This window comes from Sphingobacteriales bacterium, from assembly GCA_016700115.1.
Taxonomy (GTDB): domain Bacteria; phylum Bacteroidota; class Bacteroidia; order Chitinophagales; family UBA2359; genus UBA2359.
The window spans coordinates 4,781,688-4,801,091 of record CP064999.1 but is presented as its reverse complement, the minus strand read 5'-3'; the positions used below and the strand labels follow the sequence as shown (position 1 = coordinate 4,801,091).

Sequence of the window (19,404 nt, the reverse complement as noted above, 5' to 3'; positions counted from 1 at the left end):
TAATTTCTTTGATTATTTGAAAATCTTTTCAATTTTTGCCCCCAATATGTTTAAGGCATGTAAACATGCAATTCGACAGTTTTAACAGCTTTTTAGGGATAAAATAATTTTAACTGCATAATGTTTTTATTTTTATCAGCATTATTACCTAATTTAACCCCCGATTTCAGAAAGCCTTGAGTTTATGTTTCTTAAATCCTAAACAATCAGTTCTTTAAAAAATAATATAGGGGAGAGATGGCCGAGTGGTCGAAGGCGCACGCCTGGAAAGTGTGTGTACCCCAAAAGGGTACCGAGGGTTCGAATCCCTCTCTCTCCGCACAAACAATACTTGCTGACAACTTTTTTAGATTTAAATCAATTTGCTCTACTTTAAACAATTAGTAACAACAAAACTATAAACTATCATTATGAAAAACTTGTTTGCGCTACTCTTAATGTGTGGACTTTTTCTTTTTGCAGGTGTAGTCTATACACAAGCACAGGATAATACCAACACTACAGCTACTACGACAACTACTTCATCTTCTTCTTCAGATGAAGAACAACCCCAAGGGATGGCGTTGTTTAAGAAATACTTCATCGAAGGTGGATGGCAATGGATGGCTCCGATTTTGTTTTGTTTAATCATCGGTTTGGCAATTTGTATTGAGCGTGTTCTTGTACTCAATTTATCAACTACGAATACAAGTGCTTTGCTTAAGAAGTTGGAATCTGCTTTTAAAGAAGGCAATGTTGACAAAGCTAAAGAAATTTGCCGTTCAACCCGTGGCCCGGTTGCAAGCCTTTTCCTTCAAGGATTAGAGCGAACAGACGAAGGAATTGACATTGTTGAAAAATCAATTGTTTCTTCAGGGTCTGTTGAAATGGGTAAATTAGAAAGCGGACTTACCTGGATTTCTTTGTTCATCGCGCTTGCTCCGATGTTAGGGTTCTTAGGAACTGTTGTAGGTATGATTCAGGCATTTGACTCAATCGAAGCTGCAGGCGATATTTCTCCGGGATTGGTAGCGGGCGGTATCAAAGTGGCGTTGTTAACCACTGTATTTGGTTTGATAGTTGCAATCATCCTTCAAATTTTCTTCAATTACTTTACTTCAAAAGTTGATGGAATTGTAAATAAAATGGAAGAGGCTTCTATTAGTTTTATTGACTTGCTGAAAAGAAATAATATTGTTAACTAATTATTATCCAATTTAAAAGGCAGTTTTAACTGCCGGTGTTTTTCATCTACAAACTTCAAAATCAACACTATGGAAAATATTTTAGTTAACTTTTTCCTTCCATTAGGTATAGGACTTACTCTTCTCGGCTTTCTGTCTATTGTGGTGATGTCTTTGTATCAGGTTGTTAAAGGCTTGATGAGCGATCCGACCGGAACAATCAAAGGACTTGCCGGAGTTTTAATTCTCATAGTAGTACTCCTGATTATCTGGCAAATTTCCCCTTCGGAAAAAACCGGATTTTTGGCTAAATCAAAATATGATTATGTTACTCCCGGAGCTCTTAAATTTGTAGGAGCAGGAATTACCTCTATTGTGGTCATGTTAGTAGTCGGCTTTGTTTCGCTGATAGCTGCCGAAATTTATAACCTTTTCAAGTAGTCAAGAACAATGAGACATAATCGTTCCATCCCCCAAATAAATGCAGGCTCAATGGCCGATATTGCATTTCTGCTGCTCATCTTCTTTCTTGTAACAACGACAATGGATGTAGATAAAGGGCTGCTTACCCTGCTTCCCCCATGGACTGAAGAACCCCCACCACAAACCGACGTAAACCGTCGAAATGTGCTGGATATTTTGGTTAATTCAAGAGATCAGCTTTTGGTTAAAGGTCAACCTCTTGATATTTCAGAATTGAAAGACCTGACCAAAAAACATGTGAATAACAATGGAGTGGAGGATCAGTATTCAATTAGCCCTCAAAAAGCAGTCGTATCGCTCAAAAACGATAAAGGAACAAGCTACAATATGTATATTTCAGTTCAAAATGAATTGAAAGCAGCATATAACGAGCTTCGCGATGATTATGCAAGAACAAAATACGGTCTGAAACTTAACGATCTGAATGAAGAGCAGCAAAAGGAAGTGAAAGATGCGTACCCTTTAGGAATTTCGGAAGCAGAACCCGAAAATTTTGGGGCAGCAGAAGCTGCAGCACAAAACCAGAAGTAAACCCTAAAGTTTCATTTTTTTTACTCAACACAAAATTTGTAAAACATGCCAATACGTAAAAAGGGAACAAGGGAATTGCCGCCGCTTTCAACTGCATCTCTTCCGGATATTGTTTTTATGCTTCTTTTCTTTTTCATGGTGTCAACCACGATGAGAGATTCTGAAATTATGGTTCAGATTCGTCCGGTAAAAGCTACGGAATTGACCAAGTTAGAGAAAAAATCTTTGGTAAGTTATATTTACATAGGACCACCTAACCAACAATACCGTGAAAAATTTGGTACAGCACCCCGTATTCAGTTAAATGATGCATTTGCAACCGATAAAGACATCCGGCTTTTTATAGAGAATGAGCGTGCCAAATTAGATGAAAAATTAGCTTCTCAAATGACTGTTTCACTAAGGGTTGACAAAGATGTTAAAATGGGCATTATCACCGACCTGAAACAAGAATTGCGAAAATCTAATGCACTTAAATTAAATTACTCGGCAGTGCCTCGAACAGAAGCGCTCAAGTAAACCGTAAGACGTTCAAGTAATTATAGTTTAGGGTTTAAAAAGATTAAGAAAAGGATGCCAAGCCTCAATCTGTTCAGGTTGAGGCTTTTTATTTACCAATTTTATTTTTTTTCCCAAAGCCTTCATAGATTTGTATTTTAGTAGGTAAAAAGCAGTTCTCCATATAGATGAAGGATTTTACCCGTCTGTTTGATTTATTTTCCTATCAGTTGCTGAAATACCCGCAACCCAATGCAATTTGTAGTGTTGATAATGGGAAAATTGTTTCCTATTCGACCCTAAGGTGTATTGAATTATCCGATCAACTAAGTAGTGGCTTAATTAATCTTGGTTTGCAAAAAGGCGATACGGTTGCCATACTTTCTACCTTTAACTGCCCGGAATGGATTTTAACCGATTTTGCAATTCAACAGGCCGGCGGCATTGTTGTCCCGGTTCATGCCACTGCATCGGCAGACGAATGTCTGTATATTTTTAACCATGCTCAAATTAAATGGTGTTTTGTAAATAATCGCGAACTATACCGCAAAATACAAACCATCAAACCCTCTCTTCCAAACCTGAAAGAGGTTTATTGTTTTGCTGATTTAAATGAATCACCCAATTGGAAAGACTTGCTGACCGATAACGATTCTATCCAGTCAACCCTGGAAAACATTAAACTCAGTATCTTACCACAAGACATTGCTACAATCATTTACACTTCAGGAACTACCGGAGAACCTAAAGGGGTCATGTTATCTCACCATAATATTGTCAGCAATATCAAATCAATCCTTCCGATAATTCCGGTAAGTCATGCGGACAAGGTGTTGAGTTTCCTGCCCTTAAGTCATGTGTTTGAACGAACAGCAGTATATAATTATATTGCAGTTGGAGCAGTGATTCATTTTTCGATGATAACACAGGTGGAGAAAAATTTAAAAGTGGTTCGTCCTTATTATTTTTCTGCCGTTCCCAGGGTTTTAGAGCGTATGTATGAAGAAATCGAAAAACGTGCAGAAAGGGTAAAAGGCATCAAACGAAAGATTTTTGATTGGGCCCTGCTAATAGCCGAGCAATATCCTTTTAATGGCAAGATGGATTGGAAATACGCCATCCGTTTAAATATTGCCCGGTTATTTGTCTTTAACAATCTCAAGAAAGCAGTAGGTGGAAAAGTGAAGGGTGTAGTTTTGGGTGCAGCAGCACTTCAACCGAGTTTGGCACGGATTTTTACCGCAGCCGGCATACCGGTAAGAGAGGGTTATGGATTAACAGAAACTTCTCCGGTTTTGTCGTTTAACCGGTTTGAGCCCGGCGGAAGCCTTTTAGGAACTGTCGGAATTCCTATTCCTGGTGTCGAAATCAGAATTGCAGATTCCGATGGAGAAATATTAGCCAAAGGCCCAAATATCATGCAGGGGTATTTCAAACAACCCGAATTGAGTCAACAATGCTTTACCGCCGATGGATGGTTTCATACCGGCGATTTGGGAGCTTGGGTAAACGGCAAGTTTTTAAAAATTACCGGTCGGAAAAAAGAGCTATTCAAAGTTTCAAGCGGGAAATACGTTGCTCCTCAACCTATCGAAAACCGGTTGCGGGAGTCGGCTTTTATTGAACAGGTTGTAATAATTGGAGACGGTAAAAGATTCATCACTGCTTTAATCGTGCCGGCTTTAGGGGTTTTGGAGAGTTATTGCCAAGCGCATCATATTGAAACCGATTTGACCGATATAGCAAATTGGCTTTCACAACCGGAAGTGATCAAAAAATACAACGAGCTGATTGATAATTACAATCTGAATTTTGCAAATGAGCATCCTATTAAAAAGTATCTTTTATTGAGCCAACCGTTTACAACTGAAAACGGACTGCTAACCCCGACTTTAAAAGTAAAACGGGAATCTGTTATCCGGCAATATCACCGCGAAATTGAGGAAATCTATAGTTAGGACATTTGAAAAATAGATGAAGTCTGATTACAGCCCTCCAAACTGTCCTCAGTCCAACCAAATTTTTCTGGAGATCTTCCCATTGGCTGTGGCAAGTGTCAGCACATAAAGCCCGGATGAAATTTTGTAAACAGGCAATTTAAGTTCACGCTGCTCAACTGAATATGGAGGTAATTTTACCCCGGCAACCGTTTGTCCATTTGTTGCAGTCAATGTCAGGTTAGCGGTAACATCAACCGGCAACAAAACTGTAACTGATAAATGAGAATCATTTAAAGAAGAATTTACTTCCAAAATCTTAGGCAAATCTATTTGATTGCCTACAGTTTGTTCAATTCCTGTAGTTCCGGTATGGTTTTGAGGTGCAATAAAAACAGTCATCTCCGACCCGCTGCATTGGCCACAAAGATTGCAAATTTGCAGTGAAATGTTTTCGGTACCGTAGAACCCTTCATTAGGAATATATTCAATTAACAAACCGGGTAAAACGTTCAATATGCCATGTTGAGGCAAATCTACTATGTTGAGACTAAGTGGAGAAAGGCAGTTAAAATTGTCATTTTGTAACGGAGACAAAACAATGCCGTCATATCCGTTTTCGTCTGATGAAATCTGACCATTGATACTTACCCAATCCGGGCTGATATAAGCAATATCAGTAACTACCGAGGGAACCTGACAGCCTACAAACACAACAAACTGCTGATTTCTGCAATTTTCGGGATTATCAATCTGACAAATAGGAATGTTTATGGTATCGGCTCCGCTAAACCCGGGAAGTGGATAATAGGTAATACAAGATTGTGCAAAAGCAGTAATACTACATTCAAAGGTAGTGGTAATATCTGAAGCACTAAATATTTCTCCGGCTTCCATTTCAAAACACAGATCAATGGGGGTAAAGATTTCAGTACATATTTGTTCAGGCGAAGGGACAGGTGGTGCATTACAATCACCAAGGGTAACATAAATTTCGAGGGTATCGCAATTTCCCGAAAAATCACAACCAATTACCGTTAAAACATCCCAACTGACAGTTTCTGTGAATGGGCTGTATGAAAAACAAGGTCCATTGACCATGATTTCGGATGAATGAACAGAATTAACGGCCGTTATTTCATACGGAACTGTAAAGCAAAAATCAGGGCAGATTTCAGTGTTTTGATTCCAAACTGTACATAAGGAAGAAGGACTTGATTCACATTCAGGTAGGGGAGGAGGATCTATAAGACATAAATCAGGGGTTCCGACTACATGGATGACCAATAGGGCGGTATCACATACCGTTTCATTACAGGCGACTACTTCGACCGTATCTGTAGCAATAAAACCGGGCAACGCAATATACCGGATGCAGGTCTCCATAAGGGTTATGCTACAATCGAAAAGTGCATGGGCAGAAACGATGGTGTAATCGCCTTCCAAGCAAAAATCGGGGCAAATGATGTTTAATACAACCGGCTGAGTACATAAATAATTAACCGGAGTAGTGCAACTATCTGCAGGTGCAAAACTAAATGCAAATAAGCCAATAGACTGACTCAATAAAAGTATAAGCAGTAGTCGTTTCATATTGCCGGAGTTGGAATATTCAACAAAAACTGCAATAATTGTTCCAAGTTTACCGGCTCACAGATTGCTGCAGACTATTGCAACATAAAAGATTAGGTCTTGGGCAGGTAAAAGTCGCTAAGTAACGTTTAGGTTTGCAATACTCCCGTAACAAAGGGTTTTGTAATCGGGGCATGATTTGCCGCTTCAATTCCGGTTGCAATAACCTTTCTGGTTTCGAGCGGGTCAATGATTGCATCCACCCACAATCTCGCTGCTGCATAAAAAGGAGTTGTTTGGCGGTTATACCGTTGTGTAATTTCCTGAAGCAAGTTGTTTTCTTCCTCCTGACTGATTTTCAGCCCCTGTTTTTTCTTGCTTGCTACCTGAATTTGCAGCAAAGTTTTTGCAGCCTGTTCACCGCCCATTACGGCAATTTTAGCACTTGGCCATGCTACTATCAACCTTGGATCATAGGCTTTTCCACACATGGCATAATTACCTGCACCGTAAGAATTGCCAATGATAACGGTAAATTTAGGTACGATTGAGTTGGAAACCGCATTAACCATCTTCGCTCCGTCTTTGATAATCCCCCCATGTTCGGAGCGACTTCCTACCATAAAACCGGTTACATCTTGTAAAAACACCAAAGGAATTCTTTTTTGATTGCAATTCATGATAAATCGCGCAGCTTTATCTGCCGAATCTGAATAAATCACTCCTCCCAATTGCATTTCTCCTTTTTTGCTTCTGAAAATCGTTCGCTGATTGGCTACAATTCCTACCGCCCAACCTTCTATCCGCGCATATCCGCAAATAATAGACTTACCATAACCGGCTTTATATTCCTGAATTTCTGAATTATCAACTAACCTTTTGATAATTTCTAACATATCATACGGCTTCCTGCCTTCTTCTGGATAAATGCCATAAATTTCATGATCAGATAGGGTAGGGGGTTTGGGTTCAACGCGGTCAAATCCTGCTTTTTCGGTATGTCCATGTCTGCTTATGATATCGCGGATAGCTTTCAGGCAGGTTTTATCATCCGGCATTTTATAATCCGTAACTCCTGATATTTCGCTGTGGGTTGTCGCTCCTCCGAGGGTCTCGCTGTCCACATCTTCACCAATTGCGGCTTTTACCAAATAGGAACCGGCCAAATAAACTGAACCTGTGTTTTCAACAATCAAAGCTTCGTCTGACAAAATTGGCAAATAAGCTCCACCGGCAACACAACTCCCCATAATAGCAGCAATTTGAGGGATTCCCATAGCAGACATGACCGAATTGTTCCTAAACATGCGCCCAAAATGCTCTTTATCGGGAAAAACTTCGTCCTGAAGTGGTAAAAAAACGCCGGCACTGTCCACTAAATAGATGATTGGCAAACGGTTTTCTATGGAAATTTCCTGTGCCCTCAAATTCTTTTTAGCGGTAATAGGAAACCATGCGCCTGATTTAACCGTAGCATCGTTGGCAACAATCATACAAAGCCTTCTACAGACATACCCCAACCCTGTAACAACGCCTCCTGCCGGACATCCTCCATATTCTTCATACATGTCAAATCCTACAAATGCCCCAATTTCTAAAAAACTGCTGCCTTCGTCAATCAACAGGTCAATACGTTCACGCGCACTCAATTTTCCCGAAGCGTGCAGTTTATCAATAGCATTCTTACCACCTCCCAAATATATTTTTTGCAGATATTTCCGCATGGTTGAGGTTGATAGTTTTAACCAGTCTTCGTTGCGGTTAAATTCTAAGTTTTGTGTCATCTCTTTTTATATTACCGGTGTTTTTATTCAATGCCCGAAAATACAACCAAATCAGAGAAACTTAGTAGTCGTAATTATTTATTGTGTATTTTTTCTTTTCACCAAAATTTGATGTATCTTTGCACCGGCGAGTCCTGTACAATCAGCTCCCTCTGAATCCCCCAGGGCCGGAAGGCAGCAAGGGTAGGTAGGTCGTAGCGGTGTGATATAGGGTGCTCGCCACTTTTATTTTATATCCCCTCAATTCCATCTCCTTTTTTCGCAAATCATGTTTTGATTATTGCGGGTATTGTTTTTCTTAATTCAACGAATCTTTGTTCTGAATTTGACAGTTCCTGCAAACTGGAAGTAGTGTATTGCGATTTCGTTCTGATTAGTTGAGTTTAATCATCTGGTTAAATTAACCGCTGATGAGTAAATTTTTACATTATCATTGTTTGGAGTTCTTACTTTCGGTCGGTAAATCTTAATTTTATGCCCTTACTCATCAAGCAGATTCATGGTGAAAAACATCTTATCAAAAAGCTATGCAGTTCTTTATGATACCTTTAACGAGTTTTTCAAAGACCGGGTAACTGCTTTAGGTGCGGGATTGTCTTTTTATACTGTGTTATCGTTGCCTCCTATTTTAATGATGATCCTTTTGATGTTGGGAAATTTTTTGGGGGCAAGCAAATTAGAAGATCAAATTAACCAAAACCTAACCTTGTTTGTGGGCAAACAGGCTGCTGCAATCATTCATGGAATATCGGTCAGCGCTTTTCAATTTCAGTCAGGAATTGGAATCACTTTGATTGGGATCATAACCACCTATTTTAGTGCAACCGGAGTATGGGTTCACCTGCAATGGGTTTTTAATTTTATCTGGAGAGTGAAACCCAAACCGGGAACCAGAAACATCATTAAAAAATTTCTGAAAGATCAGGCTGTCGCCTTGTTAATCATCCTGATCATTGTCGTGTTTATTGTTTTAGGGCTTATCTACGGAATTTTACTAAATATTTTCAGTGAATATCTTCAACTCTATCTTACCGACTCTTCCATCTATATTTTGCAGCTAATCAACCTGACTGTTTCTTATGGTTCTGCTGTTTTGCTCTTTGCATTTTCATTTAAATATATCCCCGATGTTCAGCTCAAATGGAAAGATGTATGGGGCGGAGCAATTTTTACTGCCATTTTATTTGGTTTAGGGCGTTATCTGATAGGGTTGTATCTCAGCAAAGCCGTAATGATAACAAGCGCTTATGGAGTAGCAGGTTCGGTTGTGCTTTTGCTGTTATGGATATATTACATTTCAATTATTTTATTCCTCGGAGCTGAGTTTACCAAAGCCTTATATTTATATCACGGTAAAACAATCAATCCCACCAAATATGCCGTACTGAGCCAATCCTCAGACAGCATTACTGATTAAGCTTTATATAACCGGAACCGGCTTCGACAATTTTGGTAAACTGAAAAGCCTTTACAGATGAGGCTGCGTTCTAATTTCGAGACCTGTTTTGAAAACCTTAAAGGTCTAACTGCCAGACATCGGGTAGTAAAATCGAAACCATCTTCTACCTTTTACGGTAAACCAAATAGCCTGACAAAATAACTTTGCTGCTTTTGAATACTCTCTTTCTGAAGCTGTCAACATCATTCTTTATGACCTGACAACAGGAATTACCAACCCTTTAAAACATCTGCCATAAGGCAAAGTATAACCACAAAAACATTAGAATTCCTATTCCGGTTTCTGAATGCTTTTCTTCAAATTTAACTTAATTTTTTCTGTCAATAACTCAAGAATACTTAGTTTTGCCAAAACATTTTCAATATGAAGTACTTGCCCGTTTCTTCTGAACTTTTCGTTCAAAACCGCCGCCGGTTAGCTAAAATGTTAAAACCTAATTCTATTGCTATTTTTGTTTCTAATGATGAAATGCCACGCAGTGCCGACAGCCATCATACTTTCAGACAAAATGCAGATTTGTTTTACCTGACCGGAATAGATCAGGAAAAAACGATATTGGTTTTATTTCCGGACCATCCGTTAGAAAATAACCGTGAAATATTATTTATTCGTCGTACCAACGAAATCATTGCGGTTTGGGAAGGCCATAAATTTACGATGGAGGAAGCCCAGAACACCTCGGGTATTGAAAATATTTATTGGGAAGAATCTTTTGAAAATATGCTTGCACCTTTAATGTATCAGGCACAAAACTGTTATCTGAACCTGAACGAACATTCGAGGATGCACAACAGTGTTCCGGACAAGGAAATGAGGTTTGCAAGGAGTATGCGTGAATCTTTCCCTTTGCATAACTATGAACGTGCTGCTCCGGTGATGCACTATTTGCGGGCAGAAAAATCGAATATTGAAATTGATTTGATGCGCAAAGCTGTTGATATTACCGGCAGTGCTTTTCGCCGCGTACTTGGTTTTGTAAAACCCGGTGTCTATGAATATGAAATTGAAGCCGAAATACAACATGAATATCTGATAAACCGCGCTTCCGGTCCTGCCTATCCTTCTATCATAGCTTCAGGTAAAAACTCCTGCATTCTTCATTACAATGTCAACAATCAGGTTTGTCAGGACGGGGATGTTTTATTGATGGACTTTGGCGCAGATTTTGCAAATTATGCTGCCGATTTAACTCGGACTATTCCCGTCAATGGCAGATTCAGCCCTCGTCAGTTGGCGGTTTACAACGCAGTTTTGCGCACCCTTAAATTTGCAAAGGAGTTATTGCGTCCTTCCACATTAATCGAAGAATATCACAAAGAAGTGGGCAGATTTATGGAATCTGAATTGATTCAATTGGGCTTGCTCGATGCCAAAGCAGTTGCCGCTCAACATCCGGATCGCCCTTTGTATAAAAAATACTTTATGCACGGAACCTCTCATTTTTTGGGAATAGATGTTCATGATGTAGGTAATCGTTACCTTCCTTTGCGGGCCGGAATGGTTCTGACTTGTGAACCGGGAATATATATTCCGGAAGAAAATTTGGGAATCCGTCTTGAAAATGATATTTTGGTAACCAACGGCTCGCCGGTAGATTTGATGGAAAACATTCCGATTGACCCTATGGAAATCATGGAACTGATGAACAGGTAAATCAAAGAGTTGCCCCATTTTATGAATCAAGTTTGTTTAGCGCTGTTAAGAGGCATAAATGTTACCGGTTACAAGATAATTAAAATGGCAGATCTCACAGAGCTGTTTAAATCTTTAGGCCATACACAGGTATCTACTTATATTCAGAGCGGGAATGTGGTTTTTCTCCCTTCTCCAACATCCAACCCTGAAACAATTTCTGTACAAATAGAACAAGCAATCAAAGAACGGTATCAGTTTGAGGTATCAGTTCTTGTGTTTTCATCTTTGGAATGGCAGGATATTCTTTTGAACAATCCTTACAATCAACCTGAAATTATACCCCCTGAAAAGGTATATTTAACTTTATTGGCTGAGGTGCCGGATCAAGAAAAAAAAGTTAGATTGAAGGAAATTAATTTTCCACCCGAAGAGTTTCAGCACATCGGGAGAGCTGTTTATGTGTATTGTGCAAATGGATATGGAAATACAAAATTGACCAATCTGTTGTTTGAAAAGCAGTTAAAAACAGTCGCGACCACCCGTAACTGGAGAACGGCCAACAAGTTGATGGAAATGATGCAGCGATAAAACACAAAATTAAAGGAACATTTCATACCACATTGCCGCAACAGTCAGAAACAAAGTAACCAAAAACCATACTCTTGGCTGTAGTTTTGGGCTATATATTGATTCCAAAATATAGGGAGTCCGGAGAGGGAGATAGAACATCAGAAAAATAACAGAGGAAGCAAACAAATTAACCAGTAACAAAACAGAGTTTGTTTCAGATTTTCCTGCCATATTGTAAGCAATGTTTTGCCAGGTAACCGTATAAGCAAGACATGAAAACACAAACAATATTAAATCATATAGTAAATCGGCAAACCGGTTGATTTTAGGTAGTTTATCCTTTTGTTTTGGGTTGGTAAAATCAAAAAAATAAAACAACAACACTAATTCTTTGATGACGACACCAAAAATAAGTGGCAGATAGATGTACATGTATTTGTCGTTTTGCAAATCAAGACCACACATATTTAAAGCAAATAACACGATTACTAAAGAAACAAGTGTATGCAAAATCCAAAAAAGGAATGGCAATGTACTGTTATCCTGAGGTACGCCGTCAGGAATTAACTGATTGAGCTTTACATAAGTATTTCGCAGTTTCTTAGGCAAGGCTATTGTTTCTGCAACCATTGTTAGAAACAGGATTATGGCTAAACCATAGGCAGGCTGATTTTCTGAAACAGCAAGATGTGAAAGCTGTAAAACCTGCTCAGAAAATAACAGGATATAGAAAACCCATAACACATTTAAAACAGTACCATGTGCGGTTCCGGAGTAATTCGGGTTCGTATCTGAATTAGGCAACATTAGTAATTCTTTGGCAAATCCATCACCACAGAAAACGTTTAATCCAGGACCATTTCAGGGGCATCATCAGCAGCGATAAGTTTACCTGCAGTTTTTGAACGGATTTCTTCCACCGAAACTCCGGGTGCACGTTCAATAAGTTTTAACCCTCCGCCTTTTGGAAGCACATCAAATACTCCCAGATCGCTGACAATTCGTTTAACACAACCAATGCCTGTAATTGGCAGGGTACATTCAGGCAACAATTTGCTTTCTCCGTTTTTACTGGTATGCATCATGGCGACTATGATATTTTCAGCTCCTGCTACCAAATCCATTGCGCCTCCCATGCCTTTAACCATTTTGCCGGGAATTTTCCAGTTGGCAATATCTCCGTTTTCGGAAACTTCCATCGCACCTAAGACGGTTAAATCTACATGACCTCCCCGAATCATGGCAAAACTTGTGGCAGAATCAAAAAAACTGCTTCCGGGCAAGGTAGTAACGGTTTGTTTGCCGGCATTGATTAAGTCAGCATCTACCTCTTCTTCGGTTGGGAAAGGTCCCATTCCCAACATGCCATTTTCAGATTGCAAAATCACCGTAATTCCTTCGGGAATATAATTTGCCACTAATGTTGGAATGCCGATACCTAAATTGACATAGTATCCGTCTTTTAATTCACGGGCAATTCTCTTAGCTATACCAAATTTATCTAACGCCATAAGTCAGTTTCTTTTGCGCTAAGATAAGGGAAATCGGTAAAACAAGTTTGATAATCTTGTTTTTCCTAAGTATCAGTTTTTTCTGCAAACGCAAATTATTTGAAAAACTATAATAAAATTAAGGTCAATTTTTTAACAAGAAACCTTCAGTCCAAAAATAGCAGCACCTAAATTTAGGTTATATTTACAAGGAGTGATAAAGAAATCTTACTTTTACCGCAAGATCTGACAACCCCGCTTAAAAAGTTAAATGGAATATCCCCGACTGATTTTACATGCTAATAAAACGGCTTCACTCGAAAGGCAACACCCCTGGATTTTTTCAGGTGCGGTTCAAAAAAAAGAAGGCAGTCCAACAGATGGTGATATTGTAGAGCTATACAACTCTAAAGGGCAATATCTTGCTACTGCGCTTTATCAGATTTCGGGAAGTATCTCTGCAAGAGTGTTAAGTTTCCGCCAAACAACCATAGATCTTGAATTTTGGGTGAACAAAATCAGAGATGCTTTTCATCTTCGCCAATATTTTAGTATCTGCAATCGGGATAAAACAAATGCATATCGGTTAATAAACGCTGAAGGGGATGGGGTTCCGGGGTTGATTGCAGATTTTTACAATGGAACAGTAGTTATTCAGGCACATAATACCGGCATTTTCCGTTGTCTTGCAGATATTACAAAGGCATTACAACTGGTATTGGGAGACGAGTTAAAGTCGGTTTACAATAAAAGTGGAGAAACAATGCCGTCTGCGAATAACATAAAAGAGGCAAATGGTTTTATATGGGGTGAAAATCGAACAGGGGAGGTAATCTCTGAAAATGGATGCAATTTTTGGGTAGATTGGGTAAATGGGCAAAAAACAGGTTTCTTTTTGGATCAGCGCGAAAATCGTTTACAGTTAGCAGAATGGGCGAATAACAAAACAGTATTGAATGCTTTTTGCTATTCGGGGGGATTTTCGGTGTATGCTTTGCGTGCCGGCGCGAAATTAGTTCACTCTGTCGATTCTTCAGCAAAAGCCATTGATTGGACAGAAAAAAACATCGCCTTAAATACAGCTTTTAGAGGAACTCATCAATCTTACGTTGCCGATGTTATGCCCTTTTTACAACAAGCTGAACAATCTTACAACCTCATTATTTTAGACCCGCCTGCGTTTGCCAAATCTATTAAAACAAAACATCAGGCTGTGCAAGGGTATAAACGATTAAATGCCCGGGCATTAAATATCATAGAAAAAGGAGGATTGTTGATGACTTTTTCCTGTTCTGCTGTCATTGACCCTCCGCTGTTTTTCGATACTATCAGAGCAGCAGCCATTGAGTCAGGAAGAAAAGTAAGGGTCATTAAAAGGCTTTCATCTGCTCCCGATCATCCGGTAAATATATATCACCCCGAAGGAGAATATTTGAAAGGAGTTTGTATGATGGTGGATTGATTTAGAGAATTGACCAAAGACGTAAAATATCTAAGTAAATTCGGGAATTTTGGATTTTCTTACAACCCAAAGATTTTTACCGGTAAGAGATTTTCAGTTAAAGATTTGTTCTGATGAACAAAAAGACCAAAACCTCCTGTTAAGTCTGAAAATAGCGAACATCGTTTGGTTTCAATTTTACCGCAACCGTTGATACTCTCTTGGGTCAAAAGCTTGTCGAACTCCTTCTCCGATAAAGGTAACGGTAGTCAGGGTTAAGAAAATGATTACCAAAGGAGTTACTATCAACCAGGGTTTTTCTATATTTTGAGAGCCTTGTTGAATTAATTCTCCCCAACTTGGAGTAGGAACAGGAAGCCCAAACCCAAGAAAATCGAGAGAAACGAGGGCAGAAATATTGCCAATGATAGAAAAAGGAGCAAATGTAATTACTGCAGTAAAGGCATTTGGTAAAATATGCTTGAACATAATTTTAAAATCACTTTGTCCCATCGCAGTAGCGGCAGATACATAGTCCCTGTTTTTTTCACGCAAAAACTCTCCCCTTACATAATAGGTAATCCCAATCCACCCTCCAAAGATGACCAACATCACTACTAAAAGCATAAAGGAAGGCTCAAGAAATTTTACAAGAATAATCATCATAAACAAAAAAGGAATCAAACTGAATATCTCAATCAGCCTAAGTCCGAAAATGTCTATACTTCCACCATAAAAACCTAAAGTTCCACCTATCAGTACGCCAAGTATATAAGAAAGAAAAGTAACCATTAAGGCAAATGAAATTGAAATTTGAAATCCATAAGCCACACGGGCTAAAATATCTCTGCCTTGAGAATCTGTTCCCAAATAATGAATGTTATCAGGTGCAGTTGGCGGATTCGTAGTCAATTCGTCTAATGGAGTTTCTAACGGACCAAAAGGATAAAGCGGCATCATCACCCAATTGCCTTTGGCTTCGGTTTTAAATTTTTCTTTTAATTTTCTAAATGAAGGCGGACTATTGGTTTCTTCACCAAATTCAGTGCCCGAATAATATCGGGGTTTAGGGCTGATCGGTTCAATCCAGTTGCTGAAAGCAGGGAAATAGTAGGAACCATTATATTTGACCACTAAAGCCTGATTGTTGATTAACAAAGGATTGAAAAAGGAAATTACATAAAGCACTCCCAAAGCCATCAATGAATAATAGGCGCGCTTGATTTTTTTAAAATTTCGAACCCTTTTTTGCATGACCGATTCAGAACCGGATGCTTTGTCTGTCTTTTTTCTCCACCACATATTAACTAAAGATACTTTTTGGGTTGTTCAAAGGTACTAATCGAATTTAATTCGAGGGTCAATGAGCACATAAAGCAAATCGGATAATAAATTTCCAACCAACAGGATGACAATGCTGATTACTAAAAATCCAAGAAAAACAGGATAATCCACGTTGACTACGGATTTAAAGGAAAGAAGGCCAATGCCATCAATATTAAATACCAATTCAATCAGGTAAGAACCGGCAAGAAAAATTCCTATAACATGTCCCAGCCCGGTAGCAATCGGAATAAGCGAATTCCTTACGGCATGTTTAAAAATCACCTTTTTTTCATCTAATCCTTTTGCAAAAGCCGTTCGGACATAATCCTGGCTTAGGTTTTCCAGCAAAGAATTTTTCATTAAAAGGGTCAATGTAGCAAAAGCCCCAATCATGTAACAAATAACAGGCAAAGCGGTATGATGAAGTTGATCCAGTATTTTGCCGAAGGTACTGAGTTGATCCCAGTCAGGAGATCTGAATCCTCCTAATGGGAACCAGCTAAAATATCTCCCGCTTGCAAAAAATGAAAGCAATAAAACCCCCAAGGCATATCCCGGTGTTGCATAACCCGCAAAAATCAAAGCGCTGGTTCCAAAATCAAAAGGGGTATTATGTCTTACAGCTTTTAAAATTCCCAAAGGAATACAAACTAAATAGGCCAGTAAAAAACCGATAATTCCAAAATAAGCGGAAATGTAAAGTCGTTCGCTGATTAGTTCCAGTACAGGGCGGTTAAAAATATAAGAACGTCCGAAATCTCCGGTAAAAATGCCGCTGAAAGCGGTTTGAACTATCCTTACGGATCCATTTTCTTTGGTTTCTTTTATCTTCCATTCGGTTGCAGGCATCCAGGAAGTAATAGCGCTGCAGTTGGGTAATTCAGCATACTCATCAGAAAATTTAAAATCAGAACCCACCCCACTTTTAAACATGACCAGGTTTTCACCCTGTTTTTCAATTTTTATCCATCTTTGAATCGCATAAGTTTTTCCGTCTTTTTTAACATAGCGAATATCTTCCCGGAAACAATCACCGTCTGCTTTGATTTCACTTTTCGTTTCGCGCGGATAAAAACCAAGCCACAAAAAATACCTCATCAAAAAAGGTTTATCTAACCCATATTGTCTGCGAAGTTGCTCGATGACTTCAGGGGTAAGTTTGTTTTTTTGAACTATCTGACCACCTCCGCCACCTTCTGATGCTCGAGCTTCCATTTGCATAATTGCCCTTTCCAAAGGACCTCCCGGTACTAAATTCAAAATTGCAAAAACCAAAAACGTTGCCCCGAAAAAAGTGGGAAACATTAGCAGCAAACGCTTTAGTATGTATTTGAACATGGGTATTTTTTGTTTTAATCAAAAATTTGAAGCAATAAAAGGAAAAGAAATACCCTGTTTGAATAAATAATCAACAGGGTATTTTTTTAGGATGTGCTGAAAGGTTACTGTTGTTTTGTTTTCCAGAAATCTATTTCAGCCGGTGCTTTTTTCATGGTTATTTTCTTGTCTTTTTTAGCCTGTTCTATCTGTTTGGCCAATTCGGGTTCTTCCCACCATAGTGCGAAAACATCGCTGAAATCGTTTGCATAGGTCAAACCACTTTCAGGCATCCCGAATTTGTTCCAGTAAAGTATGCGTAATGTTGCAGGTGAAGTCCAACCCCACACCCAATGTTTTTTAGCGACGGCAATACCATCAATTTCCTGAACAAATTTGATGCGCTCTTTTGTGTCATAACTTTTATCATACATCACACAAAGCTCATCTATACGTGGGTCTGAAATTCCTGTAATATTGGTATTATCCGGAATTTTGGCATATCGTGAGTGCATACTGCTTTCAGGATTTGGGAAAAACAATCCGGTATAATTTTGAAAGGCTATGGTATAGTCTTTACCCTGTACTTTTTTAAATCGTTCGTTGGGGTCAACATTATTAAATTTTAAGTCAATTCCTGCGTTCATCAAAGATTGCTGATATGGCACAAAAATTCGCTCAGTTGATTTATCTGACATCAATTCCAAAGTAAATGGTTTTCCGTTTTTGGTAAGCCATTTTTCACCGGGTTTTTTAGTATAGCCTGCCTGTTTCAGCAAATCCATGGCTTTATTCACATTATACTCCGGCATTGGATTATTCGGATTTGAATAAGGAGTTCCGTAATAATAGGAATTAATTCGCACGTATTCCCCAAAGAATAATTTATCATTGAGTTCATCAAAATTAAATAACAAACTCATAGCTTCCCTTACTTTGATATCATCAAAAGGAGGTCTTGCCGTGTTAAGGGCAAAGCCGGAAGTGCCTTTTGGATTATGATTGTAAATTTTTTGACGGGCAATTACGCCTCTGGCAATGTCGGGTTGTTTGGCTTCGGTCAGTTCTTCGGCCCACCATTGAGCACGAGGAACTATATACCAATCTACCTCACCGGCTAAAAGTTTGTCTTTCATTAATTCGTCTGTTCTTACAACTACAAAAGTGATGGCATCAAAATTGTAAAGACCTTTGGCGGTTTCATAATTTTCTGCCCAATAGTTGTTTCTGCGTTTTAAGGTTAAACGCTCGCCTTGGCGGGTAGCAGTTTTATCTAACTCATAAGGGCCTGTGCCCGGCATGAAATCATATTGGTATTTGGTAAGATAGCCCGCTCCATTTGTTTTTGAAAGATGTGATGCGGGATAGATTTTAGTTGAAACTGCGAAATATAAGAAACTTCGCCAGTTTTCTTTTTTGCATTTTACACTGACAATATATTTGCTTTCTGCAACAGGTTCTTCATAAGTGTCCTTGTACAAATTATTGGTAAACGGGTCTTTTAAACCCTCATCAACCAGAAGTTTATAAGTAGCAATAACGTCTGCTGAAGTAACCGGTGTGCCGTCACTCCATCTTGCATTGGGGTCTATTCTGAAACGATAGGTGGTTTTGTCTTCAGATATGTTCCAGTGAGTTGCCAAACCCGGAGAATAATCTAAAGTTTCGGGGTCAAAACCTAACAAGGGTTCAAAAATCAGACCGTTAATAAAAGAGACAATCTGAAAATTGGCATTTTCACCGACATCACAGAAGGTTGCCGGATATTCTTGTGTGGACATTGAAAATGTCCCCCCTTTTTTGGCGTTAGGACTTCCGGGAGATTTGTATTCTTTATTGGTAACAAACCCTAAAGAATCGGCAATTTCAGAAAATCCTTTTCCTCCTTGTTCAGCAGGAACATTTGGATCCGCACCTTCACCGTCCTGAACTTTAGCTTCATCTGTAACGGTAAGCTTTTGCTCCCCACTTCCGTCAGATTTGCAGCTAACTACAAAAAAAAGAAAAGATAAAAACAGGGTCGCCAATACTGGCATGTGCTTTTTCATGTTGTATTTGCAGTTGTAAGATTGATAATAGTTAAATTGTAAAATAGTCGTACATGCGGGGTAAAGATAATTAGATTTGTTTGTTTCAAAACAATTTTTACAGAATCATAACTAAACTAAACCGGCCTTTTTTGATTTGCCAAAAACCGG

At 38.9% G+C, this 19,404-nt stretch carries 16 protein-coding genes, 1 tRNA gene and 1 other RNA gene; 11 read left to right on the top strand and 7 right to left on the bottom strand.

Annotated features, from left to right (window positions below; translation table 11 throughout):
- Positions 1-231 precede the first annotated feature (231 nt).
- From IPM47_17130 to IPM47_17105, 6 genes are all read left to right on the top strand, one after another.
- Positions 232-319: transfer RNA gene (locus tag IPM47_17130), tRNA-Ser, on the top strand.
- Positions 320-410: 91 nt separating this feature from the next.
- The gene (locus tag IPM47_17125) at positions 411-1,184 is read left to right on the top strand and encodes a MotA/TolQ/ExbB proton channel family protein (GenBank protein ID QQS28552.1); all 774 of its coding nucleotides are present in this window, start codon (positions 411-413) and stop codon (positions 1,182-1,184) included.
- A 69-nt stretch (positions 1,185-1,253) separates the two neighbouring features.
- On the top strand, positions 1,254-1,604 hold the full coding sequence (locus IPM47_17120; GenBank protein QQS28551.1) for a hypothetical protein: 351 nt from the start codon (positions 1,254-1,256) through the stop codon (positions 1,602-1,604).
- Between the two features lie 9 nt (positions 1,605-1,613).
- Entirely contained in the window at positions 1,614-2,177 is a 564-nt protein-coding gene (locus IPM47_17115; protein QQS28550.1) for a biopolymer transporter ExbD, read from the top strand.
- A 45-nt stretch (positions 2,178-2,222) separates the two neighbouring features.
- Positions 2,223-2,696 (top strand): biopolymer transporter ExbD, encoded by a 474-nt coding sequence (locus IPM47_17110; GenBank protein ID QQS28549.1) that lies wholly within the window; start codon positions 2,223-2,225, stop codon positions 2,694-2,696.
- A gap of 167 nt (positions 2,697-2,863) precedes the next feature.
- Positions 2,864-4,633, top strand: a complete 1,770-nt coding sequence (locus tag IPM47_17105) for a long-chain fatty acid--CoA ligase (protein ID QQS28548.1) — start codon at positions 2,864-2,866, stop codon at positions 4,631-4,633.
- A 48-nt stretch (positions 4,634-4,681) separates the two neighbouring features.
- Here the strand turns inward: IPM47_17105 and IPM47_17100 are convergent, their stop codons facing one another.
- A complete protein-coding gene (locus tag IPM47_17100; GenBank protein ID QQS28547.1) occupies positions 4,682-6,205 on the bottom strand; it encodes a hypothetical protein in 1,524 nt (507 codons plus the stop codon).
- A gap of 128 nt (positions 6,206-6,333) precedes the next feature.
- Positions 6,334-7,968: an acyl-CoA carboxylase subunit beta gene (locus tag IPM47_17095; GenBank protein ID QQS28546.1), complete on the bottom strand. Its 1,635-nt coding sequence runs from the start codon at positions 7,966-7,968 to the stop codon at positions 6,334-6,336.
- Positions 7,969-8,093: 125 nt separating this feature from the next.
- On the opposite strand from IPM47_17095, the gene ffs reads away from it, so the two are divergent.
- The 4 genes from ffs to IPM47_17075 all read left to right on the top strand — a co-directional run bounded on the left by ffs (position 8,094) and on the right by IPM47_17075 (position 11,650).
- An RNA gene (gene ffs, locus IPM47_17090) (signal recognition particle sRNA small type) lies at positions 8,094-8,193 on the top strand.
- 274 nt (positions 8,194-8,467) lie between these two features.
- On the top strand, positions 8,468-9,385 hold the full coding sequence (locus tag IPM47_17085) for a YihY/virulence factor BrkB family protein (GenBank protein ID QQS28545.1): 918 nt from the start codon (positions 8,468-8,470) through the stop codon (positions 9,383-9,385).
- 405 nt (positions 9,386-9,790) lie between these two features.
- On the top strand, positions 9,791-11,080 hold the full coding sequence (locus tag IPM47_17080) for an aminopeptidase P N-terminal domain-containing protein (protein QQS28544.1): 1,290 nt from the start codon (positions 9,791-9,793) through the stop codon (positions 11,078-11,080).
- A 21-nt stretch (positions 11,081-11,101) separates the two neighbouring features.
- The gene (locus tag IPM47_17075) at positions 11,102-11,650 is read left to right on the top strand and encodes a DUF1697 domain-containing protein (protein QQS28543.1); all 549 of its coding nucleotides are present in this window, start codon (positions 11,102-11,104) and stop codon (positions 11,648-11,650) included.
- Positions 11,651-11,659: 9 nt separating this feature from the next.
- On the opposite strand, the gene IPM47_17070 is transcribed toward IPM47_17075, so the two are convergent.
- Positions 11,660-12,439, bottom strand: a complete 780-nt coding sequence (locus IPM47_17070) for a hypothetical protein (GenBank protein QQS28542.1) — start codon at positions 12,437-12,439, stop codon at positions 11,660-11,662.
- Positions 12,440-12,477: 38 nt separating this feature from the next.
- Complete coding sequence (locus tag IPM47_17065) at positions 12,478-13,143, bottom strand: CoA transferase subunit B (GenBank protein ID QQS28541.1); 666 nt, start codon at positions 13,141-13,143, stop codon at positions 12,478-12,480.
- A 250-nt stretch (positions 13,144-13,393) separates the two neighbouring features.
- Between IPM47_17065 and IPM47_17060 the strand changes: the two genes are divergently transcribed.
- The gene (locus IPM47_17060) at positions 13,394-14,584 is read left to right on the top strand and encodes a class I SAM-dependent rRNA methyltransferase (GenBank protein ID QQS28540.1); all 1,191 of its coding nucleotides are present in this window, start codon (positions 13,394-13,396) and stop codon (positions 14,582-14,584) included.
- A gap of 177 nt (positions 14,585-14,761) precedes the next feature.
- On the opposite strand, the gene IPM47_17055 is transcribed toward IPM47_17060, so the two are convergent.
- The 3 genes from IPM47_17055 to IPM47_17045 form a co-directional block, all read right to left on the bottom strand.
- Positions 14,762-15,865, bottom strand: coding sequence for an ABC transporter permease subunit (locus tag IPM47_17055; GenBank protein ID QQS28539.1), 1,104 nt, complete (start codon positions 15,863-15,865; stop codon positions 14,762-14,764).
- A 36-nt stretch (positions 15,866-15,901) separates the two neighbouring features.
- Entirely contained in the window at positions 15,902-17,227 is a 1,326-nt protein-coding gene (locus tag IPM47_17050) for an ABC transporter permease subunit (GenBank protein QQS28538.1), read from the bottom strand.
- Between the two features lie 104 nt (positions 17,228-17,331).
- Positions 17,332-19,254: an ABC transporter substrate-binding protein gene (locus IPM47_17045; GenBank protein ID QQS28537.1), complete on the bottom strand. Its 1,923-nt coding sequence runs from the start codon at positions 19,252-19,254 to the stop codon at positions 17,332-17,334.
- Between the last annotated feature and the right edge of the window lie 150 nt (positions 19,255-19,404).